At 63.2% G+C, this 11,410-nt stretch carries 11 protein-coding genes; 4 read left to right on the top strand and 7 right to left on the bottom strand.

All coding sequences use genetic code 11. The features are described 5' to 3' along the window. Positions 1-30: 30 nt before the first annotated feature. The gene (locus ACNJX8_RS12935) at positions 31-996 is read right to left on the bottom strand and encodes a cation diffusion facilitator family transporter (RefSeq protein WP_439361904.1); all 966 of its coding nucleotides are present in this window, start codon (positions 994-996) and stop codon (positions 31-33) included. 113 nt (positions 997-1,109) lie between these two features. Beyond that, entirely contained in the window at positions 1,110-1,892 is a 783-nt protein-coding gene (locus tag ACNJX8_RS12930) for an SDR family NAD(P)-dependent oxidoreductase (RefSeq protein WP_128932403.1), read from the bottom strand. Between the two features lie 334 nt (positions 1,893-2,226). On the opposite strand from ACNJX8_RS12930, the gene ACNJX8_RS12925 reads away from it, so the two are divergent. After that, positions 2,227-3,825 carry an alpha-amylase family glycosyl hydrolase gene (locus ACNJX8_RS12925; protein WP_439360900.1) on the top strand — a complete coding sequence of 533 codons (1,599 nt, stop codon included), beginning with the start codon at positions 2,227-2,229 and terminating at the stop codon, positions 3,823-3,825. Positions 3,826-3,973: 148 nt separating this feature from the next. Then, positions 3,974-4,153 carry a CsbD family protein gene (locus ACNJX8_RS12920; protein WP_128932401.1) on the top strand — a complete coding sequence of 60 codons (180 nt, stop codon included), beginning with the start codon at positions 3,974-3,976 and terminating at the stop codon, positions 4,151-4,153. Between the two features lie 136 nt (positions 4,154-4,289). Here ACNJX8_RS12920 and ACNJX8_RS12915 read toward each other — a convergent pair whose 3' ends face one another. The 5 genes from ACNJX8_RS12915 to ACNJX8_RS12895 are packed head-to-tail and all read right to left on the bottom strand — an operon-like array spanning position 4,290 to position 9,607. Then, positions 4,290-5,294, bottom strand: a complete 1,005-nt coding sequence (locus ACNJX8_RS12915; RefSeq protein WP_128932400.1) for an NAD(P)H-dependent flavin oxidoreductase — start codon at positions 5,292-5,294, stop codon at positions 4,290-4,292. Between the two features lie 22 nt (positions 5,295-5,316). Next, positions 5,317-6,504, bottom strand: coding sequence for an acetyl-CoA C-acyltransferase (locus ACNJX8_RS12910; RefSeq protein ID WP_439360899.1), 1,188 nt, complete (start codon positions 6,502-6,504; stop codon positions 5,317-5,319). Positions 6,505-6,519: 15 nt separating this feature from the next. Further along, entirely contained in the window at positions 6,520-7,650 is a 1,131-nt protein-coding gene (locus tag ACNJX8_RS12905; protein ID WP_439360898.1) for an acyl-CoA dehydrogenase family protein, read from the bottom strand. Between the two features lie 23 nt (positions 7,651-7,673). Next, a complete protein-coding gene (locus ACNJX8_RS12900; protein WP_439360897.1) occupies positions 7,674-8,855 on the bottom strand; it encodes an acyl-CoA dehydrogenase family protein in 1,182 nt (393 codons plus the stop codon). Between the two features lie 14 nt (positions 8,856-8,869). After that, the gene (locus ACNJX8_RS12895; protein WP_128932397.1) at positions 8,870-9,607 is read right to left on the bottom strand and encodes an SDR family oxidoreductase; all 738 of its coding nucleotides are present in this window, start codon (positions 9,605-9,607) and stop codon (positions 8,870-8,872) included. A 357-nt stretch (positions 9,608-9,964) separates the two neighbouring features. On the opposite strand from ACNJX8_RS12895, the gene ACNJX8_RS12890 reads away from it, so the two are divergent. Further along, complete coding sequence (locus ACNJX8_RS12890) at positions 9,965-10,708, top strand: SDR family NAD(P)-dependent oxidoreductase (RefSeq protein ID WP_439360896.1); 744 nt, start codon at positions 9,965-9,967, stop codon at positions 10,706-10,708. Further along, positions 10,708-11,385 (top strand): glutathione S-transferase family protein, encoded by a 678-nt coding sequence (locus tag ACNJX8_RS12885; RefSeq protein ID WP_439361903.1) that lies wholly within the window; start codon positions 10,708-10,710, stop codon positions 11,383-11,385. The genes ACNJX8_RS12890 and ACNJX8_RS12885 overlap by 1 nt, the downstream gene beginning before the upstream one ends. Positions 11,386-11,410: the final 25 nt, after the last annotated feature.

Genomic DNA, 11,410 nt, shown 5'->3' with positions numbered 1-11,410 from the left:
GGGAGCGCACCGGGGCGAGCGCCTCTCGGGTCATTGATGGCTCTGGGAGCTTCCACCCCTGCGTTTCGCCCGAACGGCGTGAAAGCGCGCGTTCGTCTGCGGCTTGATGAACAGGGCTGCGACGCTCGGATGATGCTTGCGGATTTCTCTTTCGAGCGAGATCACGCATTGCTCGATATCGTCGGCGCGCTTCTCGTCGGTGAACTCGACGCTGAGGGCGGCGACAATCTCGTCCGGGGATAGTTGGACCGTCAGGAGCCCATTGGCCTGCAGCACCCCCGGCGAGCGCCGGGCGATCTCGAGGATCGACCGCGCAAGCTCAGGGTGCGCGGGCTCACCGATCAGCAGACTCTTGCTCTCGCGGGCGAGCCCGACGGACGTGATCCCCAGCAGAATCCCTATCAGGATCGAGCCGACGCCGTCCCACACCGGTTGCTCCAGCCACACCGCCGCCGCCGTGGCCGCTGCCGCAATGACAATGCCGACCAGCGCCGCACTGTCCTCGAGCAGCACCATGAATGCAGGCGGATCCTTGCTGCGGACAAAGGCCCGATAGTAGCCGAACCGCGCCGCGTCGAAACGGAAACGTCGCAGGGCGACCAGCCACGAGGCGCCCTCGAACAGGAACGACAGCCCGAGCACGACGAAGCTGACGATGGGATCCTCGATCCGCTCAGGCGCGGCAACATGCACGACCCCCTGATAGAGCGAGACGCCCGAACCGAGCGCAAAGATCACCAGGGCGACGATGAAGCTCCAGAAATACAGCTCGCGGCCGTAGCCGAGTGGATGGGATTCGTCCGCTGGGCGGCTGGCACGACGGTAGCCATAGAGCAGCAGCATCTCGTTGGAGGTGTCGACCACCGAGTGTACGGCCTCGCTCGTCATCGCCGAGCTTCCCGTCCAGATGGCGGCGCCGATCTTGGTGACCGCGACGAGCACGTTGCCGGCAAGTGCGGCATAGACCGTGGTCTTCGATGATGATGCAGCGGCCATGTTTACCAAGACCAGTCCTCCTCTGCGGTCGGCGGGCCGTTACGCACAGAAGGTCAGCGCCATCACAGCAGACACCGTCTACGGCGTGCCGCGAGAGTTGGTGCACTCTCGCGCTACGATTTCGCCGTGCCGGGCTCGGCCAGCTTCCGATGCTGCTTGGCCAGCATCTCGTTCGGCGTGATGGTGGCGACCGTCGCCTGGATCTTGTTCTTCAGCCCGGTGACGATGTCGGCCTCACCGCGCAGCATTGCATCGAAGCCGGCCTTGGCGACCTCGTAGGCGCCATCCTTCTGCTCGGTGCCAACCTTCGTGTCCATCATGTCGGCGCGGCGGAAGAATTCGGTGTCAGTGGCGCCAGGCATCAGGCAAGTGACGGTGACGCCGCTATCGCGCAGCTCTTCGCGCAGAGCGAAGGAGAACGAGTCGAGAAAAGCTTTGGAGGCGTTGTACACCGCCTCGAAGCTGCCGGGCATGAAGCCGGCGATCGAGCCCGTGATGAGAATGCGCCCGGAGTTGCGTCGCAGCATCGCATTGCCGGCGCGATGGATCAGGTAGAGCGTGCCGGTGATGTTGGTATCGATGACGTGCCTGATGCGCTGGAAGTCTTGGTCGAGGAAGGCCCTGCCAAGGCCTATGCCGGCATTGGCCAGCAGCGCGTCGATCGGACGGTCGGCGACCGCGGCGCAGAGCTTGTCGACGCCCTCAATGGTGGCGAGATCGGTCTCGACCGGCTCCACGCTGCCGCCGAACCTACGGAGGTCGACGGCCACCCCCTCGATCGCGGCCTCGTCCGCGGCGATGACAAGATTGAAACCTGCTTGGGCGCAGCACCTGGCAAGTTCCAGGCCGATACCGGTTGAGGCGCCGGTGACGACGGCGAATTGATTGGCGGCCATAGGGCGTATCCTCGCGGGTTGGGATGATGATGCCCAATCGCTCGACCGGCCAGCTGTTCCTATTCCCGCACGGGTCCGGTGCAGTGCGAAGAATTTGCGCGTTGCATAGCAACCATCGTTCATGCCTGAACTTAGATGCCACATGATTGATGGCGGAGGACCGAGATCAAGGCGCTGGTTTGGCATGGCAAGGCGGACATCCGGTGCGACACCGTCACCGACCCGGAAATCCAGGACCCGCGCGACGCCATCATCAAGCTCACGAGCTGCGCCATCGCTGTCCGTTTCCAGAGCTTTATCGAGAGGCCACCTGCAACGAGGTGAAATCGAGGCAATGACCAAATCCCGTGACGAACGCGCGTGGTGGCAATCCGCGGTCATCTATGAAATCGCGCCGATCTCGTTCCAGGATTCCAATGGCGACGGCAAAGGCGACCTCGCCGGCTTGATGTCGCGGCTAGACTATCTGAAATGGCTCGGCATCGATGCGGTGTGGCTCACGCCGATCTACCGCAGTCCCTTTCGCGATCTCGGCTATGATATCTCCGATTATTGTTCAATCGACCCGGGCTTCGGCACGCTCGACGAATTCGATCGCCTCGTCAGCGCCCTGCACGCGGAAGGGATCCGGCTCATTCTCGACCTCGTCCCCAATCACACTGCCGACGACCACGCCTGGTTCGTCGAGAGCAGCAGTTCGCGCCACAGCGCAAAGTCCGATTGGTACATCTGGGCCGATCCGGCCGAGAATGGCGGACCGCCGAACAACTGGCTGAGTCGTTTCGGCGGCAGCGCCTGGGAGTGGTGTGACGCGCGGCGGCAATATTACTACCACTCCTTCCTGGTCGAGCAGCCTGACCTGAACTGGCGCAATCCGGACGTAAGGGCTGCGATCGCCGACGTCATGCACTTCTGGCTCGACCGCGGCGTCGACGGCTTTCGCGTCGATGCCAGCGCCGTGCTGATCAAGGACGATCTGTTGCGCGACAATCCACCAAACCCGCAAGCCAAGGACAAGCCGCCGCCGCAACGCCATACGTCCGTGTTTACCGACGACCGTCCGGAGACGATGTCGTGCATCGAATTCATCCGTGAGGTGATCGATGGCTATCCGGACCGGCTATTGTGCGGCGAAGTTCAGGGCAAGACCGACCGGATCGGGCACTTCTACGGCAACGATCGACCGCGCCTGCACCTGCCGCTGAATTTCGCGCTGCTGGACTCGCAATGGGACGCGCTGTCGTTACAGGCGACCATCGATGCCTATCTCAACGCCATTCCCAAGGACGCTTGGCCGGTATGGGTGATCGGCGGGCACGACAAGCAACGGATCGCGAGCAAGATCGGTGCGGCGCAGATGCGCGTGCTCGCGATGCTGTTGATGACTCTGCGGGGAACGCCGTTTTTCTTCATGGGCGACGAGATCGGCCGTAAACGTGTCCCCATTCCAGCCGATCGCATACGCGATCCCTTCGAGAAGCTCGTGCCGGGATATGAACTTTGCCGCGATCCCGAGCGCGCGCCGATGCGCTGGGATGACAGCGAGAGCGGTGGATTCACCACAGGCAGCCCATGGCTACCGCTGGGGCCGGGCGATGCGCCCAACGTGGCGCAGCAGAGACGGGACGAACATTCCATCCTGGCGTTGTTTCGCGCGCTGATCGCGCTGCGGCGCGAGCATGCCTGTCTTCGCGAAGGCAGCCACGCGCCGCTGCGATCGCAAAACGACGTCCTCGTCTTCAAGCGCGTGACAAATACAGGCGAAGTGCTGGTCGCCCTCAACATCGCCGCCGAGCCGCGGAGATGGCACTGGCACGGCCGTGGCCGACTGCTGATGTCAACACATCTGGACCGGCCGCGCGAGCCATTGCCGGACGCATCGATCCTGCTTCGGGGCAACGAAGGCGTGATCATCGAGCTCGCGCGGCGATGATCGGAGGAACCATCGGCGCGCCAAGGAGTCTGACCCACGCCTCCGGCAACTGCCCCCTGCTGTCGGACGCACTTTGGACGAAACCGCAGGCCCCGGCGCTTATTCCCCCGTTTGGCGCCGGGGCAGCGGCGTGAGCTTGGAGGCTACCATGGGCAAGGTGAAAGGTCTTAAGCGGCGGATCGCCGGCAAGGCGAAACAGGCCGTCGGCGAGATCGTCGGGGATCAGGAACTCCACGAGGACGGCAAGGCCGAGGCGGAGCGCGGCCGCGAGGAACAGGGCCAGCCGAGCGAACTCAATCCGCTGAAGAAGCTCCATCAGCTGACGTGAACGCGCCGTCGCAGCCGGCGCTTTAGCAATCAGATGAAGCAGATGACCGGCGTTCTCCTGGGTCTTGCAACCGCTTTGGAGGGATGCATTTCGCGCTTGGCAAGCCCTACGAGGTGCCAATCCGCTCGCCGTCGCTTCATGCGACCTTCAGGGCAGCGGTGCTGTCGGCATCCAGGAATCCCGTAAGCCTGCCCCTGATCAGTCGCTCGGCGTCCGCCATGATGCGGTCGACCAGTTCCTTCACGGTCGGAATGTCGCGGATGAGTCCGACGACCATGCCGCAGCTCCAAGCGCCCGCGTCCATATCGCCGTCGATCATCACCTTCGGATAGACGCCCGCCACCTGGTCATGGATGTCGTCGATCTTGAGGCTTTTACCTTTCTCTCGCTCGATCTCGAGCAAATCTTCGACGCCCTTGTTGTTGAGGACCCGCTCGGTGTTGCGGAGCGCGCGCATGACGAGCCGGGTATCGAGCTCCGAGGCCTGGACCAGCGCATTCTTGACGTTCTCATGCACCGGAGCCTCCTTGGTGGCGATGAAGCGGGTGCCCATGTTCATGCCGGCGGCCCCCATCGCCAGCGCTGCAACCAGGCTGCGCGCATCTGCCATGCCGCCGGAAGCAACAAACGGGATCTTCAGTTCCTCGGCCGCACGCGGCAACAGGATCATGTTTGGCATGTCATCCTCGCCCGGATGGCCGCCGCATTCAAAACCGTCGACGCTGACTGCATCGCAGCCGATCTGCTCGGCCTTCAGCGAATGACGGACGGAGGTGCATTTGTGGATCACCTTGATGCCGCCTGCCTTCAGGGCCGGCATGTATTGTTCGGGGCTGCGCCCGGCTGTTTCGACGATCTTGACGCCACCCTCTCTGATCGCTGCGATGTACTCCGGATAGGGCGGCGCGCTGAAGGTGGGCAGAAAGGTCAGGTTCACCCCGATTGGCTTATCCGTCATGTCGCGGCAGCGCGCTATCTCCTTGGCCAGCAGTTCCGGCGTCCGTTGCGTCAGGCCCGTGATGATCCCCAGGCCGCCGGCATTCGATACCGCGGCGGCGAGTTCGGCGAACCCCACATAGTGCATGCCGCCCTGGATGATCGGATGCTCGATGCCGAACAGTTCAGTGATCGCTGTCTTCACGAATGACCTCCCGCGTTTCCGCTCAGTGGATGATTTCAAACAGTCCCGCCGCGCCCATGCCACCACCGATGCACATGGTCACCACACCGTATTTCGCCTTGCGCCGCCGCCCCTCGATCAGGAGGTGACCGGTGAGCCGCGCCCCTGTCATGCCGTAGGGATGGCCGATCGCAATCGAGCCGCCATTGACGTTGAGCTTGTCAGGGTCAATGCCGAGCTTGTCGCGGCAATAGATCACCTGGACCGCGTAGGCCTCGTTCAGCTCCCAGAGATCGATGTCGTCGATCTTCAGGCCATGGCGCTTGAGCAGCCGCGGGATCGCGGCGACCGGACCAACGCCCATCTCGTCGGGTTCGACGCCGACAGCGACGAAGCCGCGGAAGATGCCGAGCGGCTTGAGGCCCTTCCTGGCTGCAATCTTATCGCTCATGATCACACAGGCCGAAGCACCGTCGGAAAGCTGGCTGGCGTTGCCCGCGCTGATCGTCTTGCCCTCGAACACCGGCTTGATCCTGGCCAGGCCCTCGGCGGTCGTTTCCGGGCGCGGGCCTTCGTCCTTTGCCAGCGTCACCTGCTCGTAGGTGACCTCCTTCGTGTCCTTGTTGACGAGCGCCATTCTGGTCGTGAATGGCACGATCTCGTCGTTGAAGCGGCCGGCCTGCATGGCAGCGCCGACGCGGCGTTGGCATTCGAGACTGTATTCGTCCTGCTTGTCGCGACCGATCTTGTAGCGTTCGGCGACGACCTCGGCGGTCTCGAGCATCGACATGTACATTTCAGGCTTCATCGCCATCAATTCATCGTCGACGGCATGAAACCGGTTCATGTGGTCGTTCTGCACGAGGCTGATCGACTCGATGCCCCCGCCGATCGCGACCTCGACCCCATCCGATATCACCGAGCGCGCGGCAACGGCGATGGCCTGCAGGCCGGAGGCACATTGGCGGTCGATGGTGGTGCCAGCCACGGTGACCGGCAGGCCAGCGCGGATCGCGCCCTTGCGCGCGACGTTCATCACCATAGTGCCTTGCTGCATCGCGCAGCCCATCACCACGTCTTCCACCTCGCCCGGCTCGATGCCTGCGCGCTTCACGGCTTCGCCCATCACGTGCCCGGCCATGGTCGGGCCGTCCGAGTTGTTGAGCGCGCCGCGATAGGCCTTGCCGACGGCCGTCCTCGCGGTGGAAACGATGACTGCTTCAGTCGTCATGCTGGCCTCTTCTCTTTACGCGGCCGCGTCCAGCTGCGCGTAGCGCAGCAGGTGGAACGCGGGATCTCCGAACTGGATGTTGATGGAGGAGATTCGCTTGAAATAGTGTCCGACGTTGAGCTCGTCGGTCATTCCCATGCCGCCATGAAGCTGCACCGCCTGGTCGGCGACGAACTTGCCGGCATAACCAATCTTCGACTTGGCGCCCGAGGCGAGCCGCGGAAGTCCCGCACCGCCCGTCGAGAGGCTGAGGTTGAGATGCTGCATCAGGGAGAGCGCCTCCTGATGCGCGATGAACATTTCGACCATCCGATGTTGCAGCACCTGGAAGGAGCCAATGGTGGCGCCGAACTGCTTGCGGGTCTTGGAATATTCCAGTGTGGCGGAATTCAGCTCGCCGATGGCGCCGACGGCCTCCGCGCAGAGGGCGCCGATGGCACGCTCGCGGCAAGCCTCCAGCGCGGCGACGCCCTCGCCTTCCCTGCCCAGCAATTGCGCGTGGACCTCACGCAGGTCGACCTCGGCGGCCCGGCGCCCGTCGATCGTCTTGAAGCTCCGAAGATCGACGCCGACGGCGCGGCGATCGACCACGAACAGGCTGACGCCGCCGCCGTCGCGATCGTCGCCAGAGGTCCGTGCCGAGACGATCAGATGATCCGCCCAGGGCGCGGCGATCACCATGGTCTTCTGACCGCTCAGAACGTAGTCGCTCCCCTCACGCCGCGCCCTGGTCGCGACGTTAGCGAAATCGAACCGGGATGCCTTCTCCGTCCAGGCCAGCGCCCAGATCTTGCTGCCGTCGATGATGCCGGGAATGAAGCTCTGCTTCTGCTCGGACGTGCCCGCCTGCTCGATCAGGCCCCCGGCCAGCACGACCGTCTCGACGAAAGGCTCGACGACGAGGTGCCGGCCGAACTCCTGCATGATGATCATGGTCGACAGCGCGCCGCCGCCGAGACCGCCAGCGTCCTCGGAGAACGGCGCAGCGAGCAGGCCGAGCTCCGCGAAGGCCTCCCACTGCTTCCGGCTGAAGCCCTGCTCGCTCGCCACGATCTTTCGGCGCGTGTCGAAATCGTATTGATCGCGCAGCAGACGCTGGACGCTGGATCGCAGCATGTCCTGCTCTTCCGTGAACTGGATGTCCATCCGATCCTCCCGATGCGCCGCGCCTAAAGGCCGAGCACTGCTTTGGCGATGATGTTGCGCTGGATCTCGTTCGATCCGCCGTAGATGCTGAGCTTGCGCGCGTTCAGGTATTTCTCCGACGCGGTATGTCCGTAGTCGGGGCCCGGCATGAAATGGTTGGCGCGGGCCGGATGCTCGCGGATCGCAAGGCCGTAATTGCCCATCGCGCGGTGAGTAAGTTCGGTGATGTTCTGGAAGATCTCGGTGCCGCGGATCTTGAACAGCGACGCCGCCGGCCCCGGGTCGATGCCGCGCGCCATCTGGGCGACGACGCGCAGTTCGGTCGCCTCCAGAGCCAGCACATCGAGCTCAATGCGGGCAATGTCCCGCAGAAACTCGAGATGTGCCGGATCGTCCGCCGGTATCTCGGCCTTCACGATCTGCTTCAGCTTCCCGATGTAACGGGTCGACCGGCCGATGCCCGCCATGCTGGTCCGCTCGTTGCCGAGCAGGAACTTGGCATAAGTCCAGCCCTTGTTCTCCTCGCCGACAAGGTTCTCCACGGGCACGCGGACGTTCTCGAGGAAGACGTCGTTGACTTCATGGCTGCCGTCGATCGTGATGATCGGCCGCACGGTGACGCCGGGCGACCTCATGTCGATCAGCAGGAAGGAGATGCCGGATTGCGGCTTCGCGCTCGGATCCGTCCGCACCAGGCAGAAAATCCAGTCGGCGTGCTGCGCCAGCGTGGTCCAGGTCTTGTGCCCGTTGACGATGTAGTGGTCACCCTCGCGCACCGCCTTCGTTCTGACGGTCGCGAGGTCCGAGCCGGAGCCCGGCTCCGAATAGCCTTGGCACCACCAATCTTCGCCGGATAGGATCCGCGGCAGAAACTTCTTCTTCTGCGCCTCGTTGCCGAACGTGTAGATCACCGGCCCGACCATGGTCACGCTGAACGCGAGCGGCGGCAGCGTTCCGGCCCGAGAGGTTTCCTGCTCAAAAATGAAGCGTTGCGTGATCGACCAGCCCGGACCGCCGTACTCCTTGGGCCAGAGCGGCGCGATCCAGCCCTTCTTGTAGAGAATTCGATGCCAGAGCAGCGATTGCTCCTTGGTCAAATCGGTCTCGGGATTTGGAACGCGCATTTCCTGCGGATAGTTTTCCGCAATGAATGTACGAACCTCATCACGAAAGGCAGCATCCTCGCTGGAAAAATTGAGCTCCATCGCAACAGTCTCCGCTACCACTTCTCACCGAAGGGGCGGATCTCGAGCTCGAAGGTCCAGGCGCTGCGCGGCTGCTGATACAGCAGCCAATAGGATTCCGCGACGGACGACGGCGGCATCAACAGATCAGGATTATCGAGGGCGTTCGGACCGAGCGCCTCGATCCGTCGTTGGCGCACCCATTCGGTGTCGACCCCAGAGTCGATGATGAGATGCGCCACGTGAATGTTCTTCGGCCCCAGCTCGCGCGCCGCGGCCTGGGCAACGGCCCGCAGACCGAACTTGGCACTGGCGAAGGCTGCATAGCCAATTCCGCCGCGCAGGCTCGCAGTTGCACCGGTGAAGAAGATGTTGCCTTTGCCGCGAGGCAGCATCAGCCGCGCCGCTTCGCGGCCAGCGAGAAAGCCGGAATAGCAGGCCATCTCCCAGACCTTGCGGAAGACGCGCTCGGTCGTTTCCAGAATCGGGAAATTGACGTTGGCACCGATGTTGAAAATGCAGACCTCGAGCGGCGCGTGCTTGTCGGCGTCTCCCAGGAAGGAGATGATCTCCTCCTCCTTGCGCGCATCGAGCGAACGCGCGTGAATCTCGCCGCCGGCCGCCTCGATCTCCTTGACGAGCGGCTCGAGCTTGGCGCCGTTCCGGCGCCCGGCAAACACCGTGAAGCCCTCCGAGGCAAACTTCTTTGCGATCTCGCCGCCGATATAGTCGCCGGCACCGATCACGGCCACGGTTGCGTTCCTCTTTTGCAAGGGTCGTCTCCCGGTTAAATTAGACCTGTTGAAGCTGTTCTGCCGTGCCGGAGCGTCCAGCCCACTGCGCTGTTTGCGCACCGTGATCACCCGGTCGCCCGCGATATCGGCCGTGCCTGAAAAATCCCGCCACTGCCAACCTCCCGAAACGACGAGCCCGGCTTGGCCGAGGCCTATTCGAATTGGAGTTAACGTTCTTTTTTAGAACTAGTCAATCGCTAAATCGCCGTCTGGCAACTTATCGGCAGAGTGGCAGAGTAGCTGTCGCTTTGCACGGCCTTGCAGAACGTCGTTTACAACGCTGCGGCGAACGGCTAGCTATAAGTATCAAATAAGAACTTATAGAGAGAAGTGATCATGGTGGAAGGTCCGGGCGTGGCAATCCTGGTGGGCGCGGGCGATGCGATCGGGGCCGCCGTCGCCCGGCGCTTTGCCAAAGGCGGATACACGGTTTGCATCTGCCGGCGCGACGCAACCAAATCCCAGGGGCTCGTGGACGAGCTGACGGCTGCCGGCTGTCGTATCCACGCCTTCAGTGTCGATGCGCGGCAAGAGGCCGAGGTGCAGAAGCTCTTTTCCGACGTTGAACGCGATATCGGACCGATCGAGGTCTGCCTTTTCAATGCCGGATCGAACGTCAACAAGCCGCTCGTGGACACCACGGAGAAGCTCTTCTTCAAGGCCTGGGAGCTGGCCTGCTACGCCGGATTCCTCGTGGGCCGCGAAGCCGCGCGCGTCATGCTGCCGCGCGGTCGCGGCACCATTTTCTTTACCGGGGCGACCGCCAGCCTTCGCGGCGGCCAGGGCTTTGCCGCGTTTTCATCGGCAAAATTCGGCCTGCGCGCGGTGGCCCAGGCCATGGCGCGCGAGCTTGGGCCGAAGAATATCCATGTCGTCCATCTCATCATCGATGCCGGCGTCGATAGCGAAGCCATCCACCAGCGCATGAAAGCGGCAAAGGGGATCGAGGCAAGCGCGATCCCGCCGGACAGCCTGACGAAGACCTCCTCTATCGCAGAAGCCTATTGGTTCACGCATCAGCAGAGCCGCGACGGCTGGACCCATGAACTCGATCTTCGTCCGTCGATGGAGAAGTGGTGATGAACGCGACACCCGACCTCACGCTGTGGGGCGCCGGCACAAGCCGCACCATTCGTGCACACTGGGCAATGCACGAACTTGGCCTATCCTATAAGGTCAAGCCGATCGGACCACGGACGGGCGAAACCAAAACCGCTGAATACACCAGGCTCAATCCCCGCCAGAAGATCCCGCTGTTGCAGGACGGCGACTTCTGCATCGGCGAGAGCGCCGCGATCGTTGCCTATTTGTCGCGCATGTATTCCACGCCGGAACGCTCGCTGATTCCGGAGGCCACCCGCGACCATGCCGCGTGGCTCGAATGGTGCTTCTTTGTCGTGGCCGAGCTCGATTCCACCAGCCTTTACGTGATGCGCCGCCACCGGGCGGATGCGCTGGGACACATCTATGGCGTCGCACCTGAAGTCGTCGCTCAAGCCGCGGAGTACTTTCGCAGCCAGTTGCGCCACGTTGAAGTCGCCTTGGCTGACGGCCGGCCGTTTCTCATGGGCGGACGCTTCAGCAGCGCAGATATCCTGCTCACGACGTGCCTCGACTGGGCCATCGCTTACGGCGTCGGCATTTGCGAGAATGCGATGCCCTACCTCGAACGTATCCAGCGACGGGAGGCCTATCAGCGAGCGGTCGCAGCGAACGTTGCGGCAGCCCCCATCGCGGCGGTGCCGGCAAAGCTCTAAGCGATCGCTGGCAGCGCTAACGCTT

This window comes from Bradyrhizobium sp. SPXBL-04 (assembly GCF_051853035.1).
GTDB lineage: Bacteria > Pseudomonadota > Alphaproteobacteria > Rhizobiales > Xanthobacteraceae > Bradyrhizobium > Bradyrhizobium zhanjiangense.
The sequence above is the reverse complement of the archived record's forward strand: the minus strand, read 5'-3'. Positions and strand labels throughout refer to the sequence as shown.